The sequence below is a fragment of the Haemophilus sp. HMSC71H05 genome (genome assembly GCF_001838635.1).
GTDB classification, from domain to species: domain Bacteria; phylum Pseudomonadota; class Gammaproteobacteria; order Enterobacterales; family Pasteurellaceae; genus Haemophilus_D; species Haemophilus_D parainfluenzae_R.
Genome location: NZ_KV838037.1, coordinates 208,063 through 222,844 on the forward strand (window position 1 = coordinate 208,063; position 14,782 = coordinate 222,844).

The 14,782-nt window shown below is 39.3% G+C and carries 16 protein-coding genes and 2 tRNA genes; 5 read left to right on the forward strand and 13 right to left on the reverse strand.

Annotated features, from left to right (window positions below; all coding sequences use genetic code 11):
• Positions 1-77: 77 nt before the first annotated feature.
• A tRNA-Val gene (locus HMPREF3279_RS07285) sits at positions 78-153 on the reverse strand.
• 172 nt (positions 154-325) lie between these two features.
• Between HMPREF3279_RS07285 and gltX the strand changes: the two genes are divergently transcribed.
• Positions 326-1,768 (forward strand): glutamate--tRNA ligase, encoded by a 1,443-nt coding sequence (gltX, locus tag HMPREF3279_RS07290; protein ID WP_014064865.1) that lies wholly within the window; start codon positions 326-328, stop codon positions 1,766-1,768.
• Between the two features lie 80 nt (positions 1,769-1,848).
• Positions 1,849-1,924, forward strand: a tRNA-Ala gene (locus HMPREF3279_RS07295).
• 56 nt (positions 1,925-1,980) lie between these two features.
• Here the strand turns inward: HMPREF3279_RS07295 and mtgA are convergent.
• From mtgA to HMPREF3279_RS07345, 10 genes are all read right to left on the reverse strand, one after another.
• Entirely contained in the window at positions 1,981-2,727 is a 747-nt protein-coding gene (mtgA, locus tag HMPREF3279_RS07300) for a monofunctional biosynthetic peptidoglycan transglycosylase (protein WP_070868743.1), read from the reverse strand.
• The gene (gene trpR / locus HMPREF3279_RS07305) at positions 2,705-3,013 is read right to left on the reverse strand and encodes a trp operon repressor (RefSeq protein ID WP_070868744.1); all 309 of its coding nucleotides are present in this window, start codon (positions 3,011-3,013) and stop codon (positions 2,705-2,707) included. Before trpR ends, mtgA begins: the two co-directional genes overlap by 23 nt.
• A 32-nt stretch (positions 3,014-3,045) precedes the next feature.
• On the reverse strand, positions 3,046-5,238 hold the full coding sequence (locus tag HMPREF3279_RS07310; RefSeq protein ID WP_070868745.1) for a transglycosylase SLT domain-containing protein: 2,193 nt from the start codon (positions 5,236-5,238) through the stop codon (positions 3,046-3,048).
• 66 nt (positions 5,239-5,304) lie between these two features.
• Positions 5,305-5,601, reverse strand: coding sequence for a YciI family protein (locus HMPREF3279_RS07315; protein WP_070868746.1), 297 nt, complete (start codon positions 5,599-5,601; stop codon positions 5,305-5,307).
• 11 nt (positions 5,602-5,612) lie between these two features.
• Positions 5,613-6,083 carry an acyl-CoA thioester hydrolase YciA gene (yciA, locus tag HMPREF3279_RS07320; protein ID WP_070868747.1) on the reverse strand — a complete coding sequence of 157 codons (471 nt, stop codon included), beginning with the start codon at positions 6,081-6,083 and terminating at the stop codon, positions 5,613-5,615.
• Complete coding sequence (locus HMPREF3279_RS07325) at positions 6,083-6,637, reverse strand: septation protein A (protein WP_049366418.1); 555 nt, start codon at positions 6,635-6,637, stop codon at positions 6,083-6,085. Before HMPREF3279_RS07325 ends, yciA begins: the two co-directional genes overlap by 1 nt.
• A gap of 1 nt (position 6,638) precedes the next feature.
• A complete protein-coding gene (locus tag HMPREF3279_RS07330) occupies positions 6,639-7,394 on the reverse strand; it encodes a beta-methylgalactoside transporter (RefSeq protein ID WP_070868748.1) in 756 nt (251 codons plus the stop codon).
• A 111-nt stretch (positions 7,395-7,505) separates the two neighbouring features.
• Positions 7,506-8,144 carry a phosphoribosylglycinamide formyltransferase gene (gene purN / locus HMPREF3279_RS07335; protein ID WP_070868749.1) on the reverse strand — a complete coding sequence of 213 codons (639 nt, stop codon included), beginning with the start codon at positions 8,142-8,144 and terminating at the stop codon, positions 7,506-7,508.
• A gap of 68 nt (positions 8,145-8,212) precedes the next feature.
• Positions 8,213-9,250, reverse strand: a complete 1,038-nt coding sequence (gene purM, locus HMPREF3279_RS07340; RefSeq protein WP_070868750.1) for a phosphoribosylformylglycinamidine cyclo-ligase — start codon at positions 9,248-9,250, stop codon at positions 8,213-8,215.
• Positions 9,251-9,403: 153 nt separating this feature from the next.
• Entirely contained in the window at positions 9,404-9,691 is a 288-nt protein-coding gene (locus HMPREF3279_RS07345; RefSeq protein WP_049369142.1) for a YfcZ/YiiS family protein, read from the reverse strand.
• A 208-nt stretch (positions 9,692-9,899) separates the two neighbouring features.
• Here HMPREF3279_RS07345 and HMPREF3279_RS07350 point away from each other — a divergent pair, with 208 nt between their 5' ends.
• The 3 genes from HMPREF3279_RS07350 (at position 9,900) to mutH (ending at position 12,568) form a co-directional block, all read left to right on the forward strand.
• Complete coding sequence (locus HMPREF3279_RS07350) at positions 9,900-11,270, forward strand: porin (RefSeq protein ID WP_070868751.1); 1,371 nt, start codon at positions 9,900-9,902, stop codon at positions 11,268-11,270.
• A 90-nt stretch (positions 11,271-11,360) separates the two neighbouring features.
• The gene (locus HMPREF3279_RS07355) at positions 11,361-11,900 is read left to right on the forward strand and encodes a methylated-DNA--[protein]-cysteine S-methyltransferase (RefSeq protein WP_070868752.1); all 540 of its coding nucleotides are present in this window, start codon (positions 11,361-11,363) and stop codon (positions 11,898-11,900) included.
• A complete protein-coding gene (gene mutH, locus HMPREF3279_RS07360; RefSeq protein ID WP_049366411.1) occupies positions 11,897-12,568 on the forward strand; it encodes a DNA mismatch repair endonuclease MutH in 672 nt (223 codons plus the stop codon). Before HMPREF3279_RS07355 ends, mutH begins: the two co-directional genes overlap by 4 nt.
• Before the next feature lie 14 nt (positions 12,569-12,582).
• Here mutH and tilS read toward each other — a convergent pair whose 3' ends face one another.
• Positions 12,583-13,875 (reverse strand): tRNA lysidine(34) synthetase TilS, encoded by a 1,293-nt coding sequence (gene tilS, locus HMPREF3279_RS07365; protein WP_070868753.1) that lies wholly within the window; start codon positions 13,873-13,875, stop codon positions 12,583-12,585.
• A complete protein-coding gene (gene pdxY / locus HMPREF3279_RS07370; RefSeq protein WP_049366409.1) occupies positions 13,875-14,741 on the reverse strand; it encodes a pyridoxal kinase in 867 nt (288 codons plus the stop codon). The genes tilS and pdxY overlap by 1 nt, the downstream gene beginning before the upstream one ends.
• Positions 14,742-14,782: the final 41 nt, after the last annotated feature.

Below are 14,782 nucleotides of genomic sequence, written 5' to 3' on the forward strand. Positions count from 1 at the left end.
AGGGAGGTGCTCTCCCAACTGAGCTAATCGCCCGCTTGGTCAAACTTTTACAACATTAAAGCCAACTTTGAAAAAAGTGGTGGGCGATACCGGTCTCGAACCAGTGACCCCCTCCTTGTAAGGGAGGTGCTCTCCCAACTGAGCTAATCGCCCTTAATGCTGTGGATTGGCATTATAAGTATAATGAGATTTCAGTCAATATATTTTTATGAAAAAGCGTCTAGTTGTTGCAAAAATAGGCATAAAATCAGATTTTTTATTTAGAACTCACGCAAGTCGTAGTAAAATAAAGGTAATTTTTGTAAATGAATAGGTTATTAAGAAAATGAAAATTGATCCTCCTTTTGAATTAGATCCGAATGTCAAAGTACGTACGCGTTTTGCCCCAAGCCCAACAGGTTATTTACACGTAGGCGGCGCACGTACAGCCCTTTACTCTTGGTTATTTGCAAAACATAACAACGGTGAGTTTGTACTACGTATTGAAGATACCGATTTAGAGCGTTCTACACCGGAAGCAACAGCGGCAATCATTGAAGGAATGGAGTGGTTAAACCTTGCTTGGGAACATGGTCCTTATTATCAAACCAAACGCTTTGATCGTTACAATCAAGTGATTGATGAAATGATTGAACAAGGCTTGGCTTATCGTTGTTATTGCTCTAAAGAACGTTTAGAAGAATTACGCCATACACAAGAGCAAAACAAAGAAAAACCACGTTATGACCGTCATTGTTTACATGATCACAATCATGCAGCCGATGAGCCACACGTAGTACGTTTTAAAAACCCAACAGAAGGTTCAGTCGTGTTTGATGATGCGGTGCGTGGTCGTATTGAAATCAGCAATAGCGAATTAGATGATTTAATTATTCGTCGTACTGACGGTTCACCAACCTATAACTTCTGTGTAGTGGTGGATGACTGGGATATGGGTATTACTCACGTTGTACGTGGTGAAGACCATATTAACAACACTCCGCGTCAAATTAATATCTTAAAAGCGTTAGGCGCACCAATTCCAGTATATGCGCACGTTTCTATGATTAATGGTGATGATGGTCAAAAACTTTCAAAACGTCATGGTGCGGTAAGTGTGATGCAATATCGTGATGATGGTTATTTACCAGAAGCCTTAATCAACTATCTTGTTCGTTTAGGTTGGGGGCATGGTGACCAAGAGATCTTTACGCGTGAAGAAATGATTAAATACTTCGAATTAGATCATGTGAGTAAATCAGCAAGTGCATTTAACACGGAAAAATTATTGTGGTTAAATCATCATTACATTCGTGAATTACCACCTGAATATGTAGCAAAACACCTTGCATGGCACTATAAAGATCAAGGTATTGATACTTCAAATGGCCCGGCATTAACTGAAATCGTGACGATGCTTGCAGAACGTTGCAAAACTTTAAAAGAAATGGCATCAGCAAGCCGTTATTTCTTTGAAGAGTTTGAAAGTTTTGATGAAGCAGCGGTGAAGAAACACTTTAAAGCAGCGGCGATTGAACCACTTGAAAAAGTAAAAGAAAAATTGACCGCACTTTCTAGCTGGGATTTACATTCTACTCATGAAGCGATTGAACAAACCGCAGCTGAATTAGAAGTAGGGATGGGTAAAGTTGGGATGCCGTTACGCGTGGCTGTAACAGGCTCAGGTCAATCACCTTCAATGGATGTGACATTAGTAGGCATCGGCCGTGAACGCGTGTTAGCGCGTATCCAACGTGCCATTGATTTTATTAAATCTCAAAACGCTTAATATTTAGGCTGATAAGCGGGATTTGATTATTTCAATATTGACAGTTTATCAGCCGAAATTTATCATAGCTTGCGTTATTTGGGGATATAGCTCAGTTGGGAGAGCGCTTGAATGGCATTCAAGAGGTCGTCGGTTCGATCCCGATTATCTCCACCAAATTTAAAACCTTGAAACTTAAAGTGAGTTTCAAGGTTTTTTTCTTTATAACGAATCTACATTTCTTTTAGATAATTCAAGCCTAATCCATTCATTTGCCGCATAATCCAACTTTGTTTTTGACGAACTAACGCACTAGGCTTATTCACTTTATAGATGATAGGGTTTGGTAAAACCGCAGCGAGTAATGCTGCTTCTGATTGAGTTAAATTCTTTGCTGATTTTTTGAAGTAATAACGGCTGGCAGCTTCTACACCAAAGATGCCATTACCAAATTCTGCAATGTTTAAATACACTTCTAAAATCCGTTCTTTGGACCAAAAGATTTCCATTAATGCTGTTGTGGGAACTTCTAACCCTTTACGAAACCAACTTTGTCCATGCCAGAGAACGAGGTTTTTCGCAGTTTGCTGTGAAATCGTTGAAGCGCCTCGGGTTCGGCGAGATTTTTCATTGAATTTAAAAGCCTTTTGAATTGCCTCAAAATCAAAGCCCCAGTGGTGGGGGAATTTTTGATCTTCAGCGGCAATCACCGCAAGCTGCATATTCGGTGAGATTTCATCAAGACTCACCCAATCATATTTGATTGAATAGCTAAAATCTAACTGTAATAAGTGGCCGATTTTTTGCTGTACCATATAGGCAGAGAAGGGAACAGGGATAAAGCGAAAACAAATGAAAAACGCCAGGATTGCGAGAGAGAAACGCCACGCAACCCGTTGCCAATTTTTTTTCCACCAAGATGGGCGAAAAAAATGTAAAAGTGCGGTCAGAATTTGCTTAGTTTTTTGCAGCTTGCTCATCGAGTTGGCTTTTCACCCAGTTTATAAAATCCGGATCCATTGTTTTGAGCATATTAGAACCACGCGTAATGGTTGCAGCACTGGTATTGAGATTTTGTTGAATTTCTCGTTGAGAGAGGTTTTTATCCAATAACTGAGCCACGATTTGTAAACGCAAACCCACTGCATCGCGCTCATCAGGCGTGAGCAGAAGCGTTAAGAAATCTTGTGCTTTCCCTTGTTCAAATGCGGTTTGCAAGGTTGTGAGGAAAGCATTCCATTGTTCTAAATTGCGACTAATATACATATCAACAATCCTATACTATTAAACTAGTGCGACTAGTATAGCCGATCGTATTCCTCTTTGCTAAAGGTTTGTAATTTTTCTTTGTTTTGTAGGTTTTGATAGTAAAAATCGTAAGTTAATACGTTTTGAACATAACCCCGAGTTTCAAAGAATGGAATGGACGCAATAAATTCATCCATAGCCAATTTGCCATTAGCTCTCGCAAGCCATTTTTCTACACGGCTTGCTCCGGCATTATAGGCAGAGGCGATCAAAATGCGATTATTTGGATATTTAGCATTTAACTCATTTAAGTGAGCCGTACCGAGTAAAATATTATTAAGCGGTTTGAATAAATCTAGCTCACCGTTATAAGGAAGTTGCTGATTTTCTGCCGTTTTTTGTGCAGTACTCGGTAATAACTGCATTAATCCACGCGCATTCGCGGAAGATTGTGCCATTGGATTCCAAGCGCTTTCTTGGCGAGCAATGGCCATGGCGAAGGTTTTGGTGACACGATTATCCACAATGGCTTGAGGTTCTGTTGCGCTAAGGTTCACATTACTGAGGGCAATATCAAAATATTGACTGTAAGCATTTGGTAAGCGTAAGTCGATATAATCCCAAGCTTTTGCAATAATCGAGCCATCTACGCCCAATTCAAACCAATTTTGTTCATTCGCATATTGGCTTAACGCAAGTTGTTTCTCTTGCGGTAATTTTTCCAATAGAGAACGCCAGCGTTGTTTGGCTGCGCCTAATCGATCTAATTGACGTAGTTCTGCAACCTCAGCTAATTCAGTTGTATACTTCTCTTGGATATTGGACTCTTGAGAAATTTTAGGCATTTCCAGTTTGTAGGACTGACCTAATTTGACTGCAGCCAACATTGGATAAAAACCACGTTCTTTCGATAAAGCTTCTAAGTGTTGTTTAGCTTCTTTATCGGATGCTTGAGCGGTTGTTTTAGCCATCCAATAACGCCATTCTTGTTTTTGTTTTGCTTCATCTGAAAGTGCATTTAACCAAGCTAATAAATCCGTTTTTTGCCAAATAGCCGTACGTAAACGACGCTCAATGAGATTATCTGCATTAAGTTTGAGAAGTTCTTGATCGCGCCATTGCACAAAATTAGGGCTTTCGTTATCAAAGAAACGGCTAATAAATGCGATTTTCCAATCACGTAATTCAGTTTCGTCTAATTGCCAAGTCTTAGCCCATTGCTCGTAAGGGATGAAGGTTGGCTCATTCATATTTTCCGGAATGGTTCGTAAATAACGAGCAAAACCTAGCATTACGGCAAATTTATGGATAATTTTATTCGTATTACCATCAATTAATGGCAGGCTCTCAGCGAGTGTTTTCAGATTTGCTGGATTTTTTAAGAGATCCAAATAAAGAGCCAAATCGATATTTACCTGAGCATTTTCTTTCGCACCATCAACTTTTTCTAATTCTTTAGTTAGTATTTCGAGACCTTTAGCGTCATTTTTACTAAAAAGCATTTCAGCTTTTTGATAGATTTTCTCTGGAGTACGCCCGCCCTGTGAATACCATGCCGTCCAAAGTTGAGCATCATTAGGAAGCTCCGCATTGTTAAGCCAAAGTTGTTCATACTCAGATAAAATAGCCGATTTATTCTTATCGTTTGATTGATTTTCTGCTGTTTGATTGGTATTGGCTGCTTCTATTTGATATTTAGCCGTGAGCACGGCAATTTGTGTTTCCAAATTATTTGGCGTGAGTTTGGTGAGAGCTTGAGTATCTTCAGCATTGATTAACAACGTAAAAATGCTTTGTTCTAATTTTCCACGTAGAAAATGAGAGGCATGTTGCTGAATAAATTGTTCAATGTCTGTTCGCAATGCATTCACTTCTTCTCGAGGCGTATCGCGATTAACGGTTTTTACACGTGCATCTAAATAAGCTGCCATAGCATCAGTTTGCAATGGATAGCCTTTTAAGGAATCAATCAAACTCAGGAATAACTTCGCATTATTAGAAACATGATTATTTTTGACCGCACTTTTTAGGAGCGATTCTAATTGCAGAAAAGTCGCACGTTGTTCAATCAGCTTTAATTCATGAGCATGCTGTTGCTGTGCCCATTTGGCTTGTTCTTCTGCAAGGTTAATTTGTGGCACAGTTTCATTTTTGCTTTTATGGGCATGCTGATTAGCCAAAGCTGAGCCTGAAAGTGCGGTTAAAATTAATAACGAAATTGTCGTGTGTTTAAGTGCTCGCATAGGAGATTCCATATAAAGAGAAAGACGGATATTTAGATCCGTCTTTGAGTGTAGAGTTCGTTTTATTTAGAAAACTTTTTTGAAAGGCTTCACAATCACATCACCGTAAACGCCCGCTTCTACGTAAGGATCTTGTGCCGCCCAGTCTTTTGCTGCAGACAGATTTTCGAATTGAGCAATCACAGTCGAGCCTGTAAAGCCAGATTCACCTGGATTTTCATCGTCAATGGCTGGATTGGGACCTGCTGTTAATAAGCGACCTTCTGCTTGTAATTGTTTTAAACGAGCAAGATGTTGCTCACGTACTGAAAGACGTTTTTCTAGAGAGCCAGGAACATCTTGGGCAAAAATTACGTAATACATCATTTCTCCTTTTAACAATTTAATTGTAATTCTTCGATAGAGGCTAATGCGCGTTCTAGTTCAAGATTACCTTCACGTGGAATAGAGCGAGATTTTCCGTCTTTTCCAACCGCGACAAAGGTAAATACGGCATCTGTCACGCAGTAACGTTCACCAATTGGTTCGCTCGCAACTTTTTTCACCCATACTTCTACCTTGATTTTTATAGAGGAACGACCCACACTGAGACATTGGCCGTAACAACAGACCACGTCACCGACAGCGATAGGCTTAATGAAATTCATACTTTCTACGGCAACGGTAACGACACGGCCATGAGCGATTTCTTTCGCGAGAATTGCTCCGCCCATATCCATTTGTGACATAATCCAGCCACCGAAAATATCGCCGTTAGCGTTAGTATCTGAAGGCATCGCTAAGGTGCGAAGTAATAATACGCCTTTAGATTGACGACCGTCTTTATCGATAAGATTTGAAACCATTATTTGTCCCCGTCATTTTTTTGATCATCTTTAGGTAAGTAACGGTAAATATAAGCACCGCTGACGATTGTTGCAACAAAGGTCATACCAAGTAAACCAAAAGATTTGAAATCAACCCAAGCATCTTCAGACATATTTTGGCTGATATAAATATTTACAAGCATACACAGAATGAAAAATCCTGCCCAGCCCACATTCAATTTGTTCCACACATTATCCGGTAATTGGATTTCTTTGCCTAATAACTTTTTCACTAGTGGTGTATTGAATTGGAATTGTGCAACCAATAACACAATGGCAAAGAGAGCATTAATAATGGTGACCTTCCATTGTAGATATTTGATTTCATTGAAATAAGCAGTAAGCAATCCAAAGAAGATGACAGCAATCGCCATGATTTTTTGTTGTTTCTCAATCACACCATATTTCAGTTTTAGCACAATCATTTGAACAATGGTTGCAATCACTAATACGATGGCAGCATCACGCACACCAAACATTTTGTAGGTGATGAAAAAGAGAACAAGAGGAATAAATTCAAGAAGTTGTTTCATATTATGCCTTCATAAATAAGCTGTAAAAACGGTAAGTAAATACCAAAATAAACATTTGAAATAATGCAGCCAAGATACCAACGAGAGTACTTAAAAATGATGAACCTAAGATTGCACCAATGGTGTTCACTACTAAAGGAAGAAGTAAATAAGTGAGTAAAGCATAAATAATTAATACGCCATTACGCTTAATACCCGCACGCCATACTTGTAAAGCACTTTGCCCGATAGATTGATTGGAGGCAATATAGTGCACAGGCGATAAGCATAGGCGAACAAAGAAAAATAAACCAAATACCATTGAAACAAAGGCTAGAGGTGAGAGGGCATTTTTGCTTAAAAATGAGCTCATAACATCAGCAAGGCCAAATAAAAGTGGCAAACTCATAAAAATATCTAAAACGATCACACCTAAAAAACGGCGCAATGTCAGCATGAGACCTTGATTAATCGGATTTTCATTTTGCTGACTAATATGATGAATAGTTGCAATGCCGAAGGTTGCAATAAAAGACATCAACAATTGTTGGAATAAAAAAGATCCAATCAGTGCAGTTGGCTCTACTTTGCTTAATGCATCAATAATGTCCTGTTGTGATGGATTAGGATTATCACCCAAACTCGGCATTGGGACACTGACTAATGCACTAATTAATTGTGAAACGACGAAAATCCCAACGAAAATCAGCACCGTTTTTCGCTGATTACGCATAAAGTTGAGGCTATCTTGAAAAATCTGAGTAAAGTTAATTGGCATATTATATCCCACAATAATAAAACCCCGATTATACAGGGTTTATTGTTTTTTTCATAAAATCAGATTGTTTAATGGTGATTTGAGTCACTCTTTTCAAGATCGCATATTGCTTTACTCATTAGCGTAACCATTCTGTGGCAACGGTTTGCTGTCTAAATAAGCTTGATTTTCAATGAGTTTTAACCGATCTTCGACAAACCATTTAATCACTAAAGGATAAATGTGATATTCCTGTTCACGAGTTCGAAGCTCTATCTCCTCGACAGTATCGCCAGGGAAAATAGGCACTTTAGCTTGTAATACAATAGCGCCTCCATCGATCTCTTCATTAACAAAATGCACGGTTGTACCGTGTTCGCTGTCGCCATTCTCAAGCGCTCTTTGATAAGTATGTAACCCTGGATATTTTGGTAGAAGGGAAGGATGAATATTTAAAATTTTCCCAGCAAAACGTTGTGTAAATGGTTTAGTTAAGATTTTCATATAACCGGCTAACACAATGAGATCAACACTGAGATCTTCTAAATAATCACCGATAGCCTTATCCATATCGAGATTGGAGGTAAAATCTTGACGTAAAAAAACGCGGCTAGGAATGCCCGCACTTTTAGCGCGTACTAAGCCAAATGAATCGATTTTATTACTGATGACAGTCACAATCCTTCCTGGAATAAACCCAGTTTGACAAGCCTCAATTATTGCTTGAAGAGTTGATCCTTGCCCTGAGATTAGGACGGCAATTTTTTTCATATTATTCTACATAAAAGAAGGGCGAACCTTTCATTCTGAAATTTTCGCCCTGAAATGGAAAAGAGAAATTATTTAATAATGACTTGTGGTTCATTATCTGTTGCACTTTCGATATGGCCGATTAACCAGGCATTTTCTCCAGATTGTTTTAAAATCGCTAAAGCGGTTTCCACTTGTGATTGTGGTAATGCAATCACCATGCCCACGCCACAGTTAAATGTGCGGTACATTTCATAGGTTTCAATGTTGCCTTTTTCTTGTAACCATTTGAACACCGGTTGCCATTCCCAGCTGCTTTCATCAATAACAGCTTTGGTATTTTTCGGTAATACACGAGGGATATTTTCCCAGAAACCGCCACCCGTTAAGTGTGCGATAGCATGGACTTCCGTTTGTTTGATTAAGGCGAGAACAGATTTTACATAGATTTTTGTCGGTGCAAGCACTTGTTCACTTAATGGACGACCATCTAATTGCTCAGTGGCTGGGTTGACGCCAGCAACATCAATGACTTTACGAATTAAAGAATAACCATTTGAATGCGGGCCACTTGAACCTAGTGCAATTAAAGCATCTCCTACTTTAACTTGGCTACCATCAATGATTTCTGATTTTTCGACGACACCCACACAGAAGCCTGCTAGGTCATAATCGCCAGCGTGGTACATACCCGGCATTTCAGCGGTTTCGCCACCCACTAATGCACAACCCGATTGTACACAGCCTTCTGCAATGCCTTTTACCACATCAGAGGCAACATCCACATCAAGTTTTCCTGTCGCATAGTAGTCTAAGAAGAATAATGGTTCGGCGCCTTGAACCACTAAATCGTTAACACACATTGCAACCAAATCAATACCAATGGTATCGTGTTTTTTTAAGTCAATGGCTAAACGTAGTTTTGTTCCTACACCGTCTGTACCTGAAACGAGGATCGGTTCTTTATATTTGCCCGGAATAGCACATAATGCGCCAAACCCACCTAATCCCCCGATGACTTCAGGACGAGTAGTTCGTTTCACGTGTGGTTTAATACGTTCAACTAATTCATTACCGGCATTAATATCCACGCCTGCATCTTTATAACTTAATGATGGTTTGCTCACAATGCTATCCTATATTTTTAGGTTAAATGATAAAACGGCGTGATTGTATCAGATTAAGCAAACGTTTGCGATAGTGATTTAATTAGGATTTAAGCAAAAAAATAACCGCACTTTATTTTGCATGATAAAGTGCGGTCAATTTCTAAAATATTTTTAGCGATTTGCTAATTCGAAAATCATCGCTTCAGCTTGGCAGCTAAATGTAAAACGCGCCGTTAAATTGGCGCCATTTTCAGTTTCTGTGATTTCACTTTTAATCTCGCAAGGATCGCTTTCTGTTTTGCGAGCTTTTTCAATGAAACGATTAAGTGCAGCTTCAGCTTCAGCTTTATTCGCATAGGTTTGATGAATATCAACAGAACAATCTGAACCGTCAATAATCGTACCCACATCAACACAACTACAAGTGAGAGATTCTTCTGCTTTGCATGTTACTGTCATAGGATTTCCTTATTTAAAATTAAGATTGGTTCTATTCTAGCATTTTTAAAACGCTCTGCCAAAGTAGCCGTATTTTTTAATTTAAATATCATTTATTTATCACTGGTCGGAACACTTTAAAATTAATCTAAAATAATTTGCACTCCATTTATTGGAGTTTTAGAATCTCGCGGCTTTTTTCATTATTATTAATAACAAAAGGTTCCAAATGAGAAAATTTAATAAAACGCTATTAGCAATGACTACATTGTTAGCAGCAAGCGGTGCAAATGCTGCCGCATTCCAATTAGCAGAAGTTTCTACATCAGGTCTTGGTCGTGCTTATGCGGGTGAAGCAGCAATTGCTGATAATGCTGCAGTAGTTGCCACTAACCCTGCATTAATGAGCTTATTCAAAACTAATCAATTCTCTGTGGGCGGCGTTTATGTGGATTCTAAAATTCACATGAGTGGTCCAGTTACAGTTAATGCGCTAGGTCGTACTGTTGCTGTAGGTTCTGCAGATCATAATAGTGTTGTTCCTGGCTCATTGATTCCGAATATGTATTTTGTAGCACCAATTAATGACAAATTTGCCATTGGTGGTGGTATGAATGTGAATTTTGGATTAAAAAGTGAATATGAATCAGATTACAACGCGGGAGTATTCGGCGGTAAAACTGATTTAAGTGCGATTAACTTAAATTTAAGCGGTTCATATCGTGTCTCTCAAGGTTTAACTGCTGGTGTGGGTTTAAATGCAGTTTATGCCAAAGCAGAAATTGAGCGTCGTGCAGGTATTTTAAGTGATGCAGTGAAAAATGCTGCGCCATTAGTTCCTGCATTAGTGAAAGCTGGACGAATTTCACCAAACGCGGCCGCTTCTTTAGCAAAATTACAAGGTGTGAATAAAGAAACTGTATTAACCCACTTACAGGATAAAAATGCATGGGGTTTTGGTTGGAATGCTGGTTTAATGTATGAGTTCAACGAAAATAACCGTGTTGGTTTAGCCTATCATTCAAAAGTCGATATTGACTTTGAAGATGATAACGCCGTGAGTGCAGGTCGTACTATTCGTGGTCAAGGCCCTGCTGCAGGTGGATTAACATTACACTTACCAGATTATTTAGAATTATCAGGTTTCCACCAAGTGACAGATAATTTGGCATTGCACTACAGCTACAAATTTACACACTGGAGCCGTTTCAAAGAGTTACACGCCACCTTTAATGACGGTGAGCTCGCTTTCCATAAAGATGAAAAATACCGTAGCAATTCTCGTTATGCATTAGGTGCAACCTATAATGTAAATGATAAATTAACGCTTCGTGCCGGTATTGCTTATGATGAAGCTGCTGCACCAACAGAGCATGCAAGTGCATCTATTCCAGATACTGATCGTATGTGGTATAGCGTAGGGGCAACTTATAAATTTACCCCTAATCTTTCTATTGATGCAGGCTTTGCACACTTACGTGGTAAAAAAATTCACTTTACCGAAAGCCAATCAATTGGTGGCTTAGCGACAGTAACAGCGAATTATACCTCTAAAGCAAGTGCTAACCTTTACGGTTTAAACTTAAACTACAGTTTCTAATTTGTAAAAAATTTAGCATAATACGCAGCACACCGAATGTATGTTCGGTGTGCTTTTTTCTTATACCACTCCATAAAAAACGAGAGAAAAATGACCGCACTTTTTTATGCTTACATGGACTCACCAATTGGTCGGTTATTAATGCTTTCTGATGGTGAAAATCTCACAAATTTAGATTGTGAATTAGAACAAACCACGCCAAATCCAAATTGGATTTTACGAGACGATTTACCGCTTTTTAAAAAAGTACACTATGCTTTAATGCGTTATTTTAATGGCGAGCCAGAAAGTTTCTCCGATATTCCTTTATCGCCTAAAGGTACCGCATTTCAACAAGCGATTTGGACAGCATTGCGTCAAATTCCTTATGGAAAAACAGCGAGTTATGGTGGATTAGCAGAAAGCATTAATAACCCTAAGGCGGTGCGAGCCGTTGGCGGTGCGGTAGGGAGTAATCCCATTAGTATTATCATTCCATGCCATCGTGTATTGGGGAAAAAATGTGAAATCACTGGTTTTGGTGGTGGATTGCCGGCAAAACGCTTTTTATTGAAACTAGAAAATATTCCTTACATCGACAAAGGCGTAGAATACGTTAAACCGAAATTATTGAAGAAATACCACGAATGATCCCACAAACCGAACAAGCCTTATTAGAAAAAGCGCAATCTATTGCGGGGTTAACCTTTGGCGAACTTGCAGATGAGTTAAATATTCCCGTTCCGCCTGATTTAAAACGCGATAAAGGTTGGGTTGGAATGTTGCTTGAAACCGCATTAGGAGCGACTGCCGGCAGTAAAGCAGAGCAGGATTTTTCCCATTTAGGCATCGAATTAAAAACCTTACCCATCAATGCTGAAGGTTTTCCGTTGGAAACCACGTTTGTGAGCCTTGCGCCTTTGGTGCAAAACTCAGGAGTAAATTGGGAAAATTCACACGTTCGTCATAAATTATCGAAAGTCTTGTGGATTCCCATTGAAGGCAGCCGAGACATTCCTTTGCGTGAGCGCCATATTGGTCAGCCTATCTTATGGCAACCTTCGATTGAGCAAGAACATCAATTACGCCAAGATTGGGAAGAGTTGATGGATTATATTGTGCTTGGAAAGTTAGATCAGATTACGGCGCGTATTGGTGAAGTTATGCAATTGCGTCCAAAAGGTGCAAATAGCAAAGCTATCACGAAAGGCATTGGTAAAAATGGAGAAGTGATTGATACCTTGCCGCTGGGATTTTATTTACGGAAAGAATTTACGGCAGGCATTTTAAACGCTTTTCTAGATAATAAAAATGGGTGAATCATCACCCATTTTTATTTCTCTTCACTTTGAAAAACACGGAAAAATCCCACCGCACTTTGTAAAGTCTCACCATAAAAAATGAGTGGAATACGATTTCGTTGCCAAGGCGGAACACCGAGCTCTTGCCAAATTTTTTTCATGGTTTCGGCAGGACGATTATGTTGGCGTTTTACTTTGCCAGTATAAGCAAATCGTATTTGAATCGGCTCTTGAGTATCAGCAAGTTGAACCTGTTTTTCGTTCCAATTGACTAAAATGCCTTTCGCCTTGTGGGTTGCATAAATTGTACCAAGATTATCAGGCAAGGTAATCTGTTGATTTAACGGCATATCAAGACAAGTTTGTGACAAATCAGTGAATTTTCCCGTTAAATAGAGACATTGTTGATAACGGCGAATAATATGTTCCCCAAGTTGAAATAGTGGAGAGGCATCCGCTTTAGCCTTAATCACATCATTAATAATATGCATTAATTGAACCTGTGTTGGCATAGCAATCTGATTTTTAGCCAGCCACATGCGTAAAAGTGCGGTTTGTTTTTGCAATGAATAGTCTAGAAAGTTTAGGAACGAAAACTGTTTTTGAACCTCAAGAATGTGCTGCTCAAAGCAGGTCTGTAATAATTCATTAATCAGTTGTTGTTGCTCAAAACAATGTTGTGCGGCACGCTGAACCGAATGATCAAAATGCCCCCAACGTTGGCGTAATTCAGGCAAAATTTGGTTGCGTAAAAAGTTGCGATCGTAATGATTATCTTGATTGCTTTCGTCTTCGACCCAAGACAGATTTTCTTGCTGTACGTAATTTTCTAATTCACTTCGACTAAAAGAAAGAAGCGGACGCAGGATAGGCATCCCGAATAATTGACTTTCTTTTTGCATAGCGCCTAAACCTTGTAACCCGGCACCTCGTTTTAATGCAAGGAAAAAGGTTTCAGTTTGATCATTTAAATGATGCGCTGTGACCAGATATTCATCAGGCTGAATATGTGTTGAAATAGCCTGATAACGGGCCTCTCTTGCGCCAGCCTCAATACCATCGTGCATTTCCACTTTGACTTTTTCAATGATAAGTGGAATCGCAAATTGTTCACAGAGTTGTTGGCAATGAGCCGTCCAAGTATCCGCATTCGGGCTTAATCCGTGATGGATATGAATAGCTCGCAGGCTTAAGTGCGGTCGTTTTTCGCTGAGTTTTTTAACTAAAGAAAGCAGTGCAGTTGAATCCAAACCACCGCTAAAAGCGATGAGAAGCTTATTGGCGGTGGTAGGGATTTGCGCTTGGAATAATGAAAGAAGATCCATTAGGCAACTTTAACAGCTTTGTAGTTTGTGCTTGGATTTAAGATCTCAAAACGTGCAGCAATAGGTTGGAGTTCGTAAGATTTCAAATCAAAGGTGGTTTTCATCACACCCGCCACGGCATTATTCATTTTTTCAAAAGCTTCAACATCATTGCCACAGTTTAAGTAATGCGCCAAGAAAGTACCCGCAATTAAATCACCCACACCAACAGGTTCAAAGTTAAATTTATAAAGCGGACGACTTAAATGCCATACGCCTTCAGGTGTCGCCATAATGATTTCAAAGGTATCAGGATCATTTAATTTACCTGCTTTACCTAAGTGTTTAACCAACACTTTCTTCACACCTTTAGCAACTAATGCCTTGGCAGCTTTCAGCACATCGTCAAAGGTGTTGATAGGGAAGTCAGAAAGCGTACGAAGTTCGGAAAGATTTGGGGTCATGATGTCCGCACGTGGAATGGCTTTTTCAATTAAGCGTTCACGTACACCATCAGCTACTACGCAGACTTTTTCGGCATTTGGCATCACTGGATCGCACAAGTAAAGTGCATTGGGGTTACGAGCTTTGATTTTCTCTAAAGCATAGATAATTTGATCAACTTGTTCTGCTGAACCTAAATAGCCAGAAAGTAACGCATCACATTCTTGCAGTTTTCCAATCGCATCTAAACCGTTGGCAATTTCACCAATTTGTTCTTGTGGAATCACCATGCCTGTCCATTTGCCATATTGGGTGTGGTTAGAAAATTGCACGGTATTAAGTGCCCATACATCCACGCCTAATAGCTGCATTGGGAAAGTGGCAGATTTATTACCGGCAAATCCATAAACCACGTGAGATTGAATTGCTAATACATTTTTCATTTTGAACTCCTTTTACGTTATTTTTATTTTAGCATTGATGC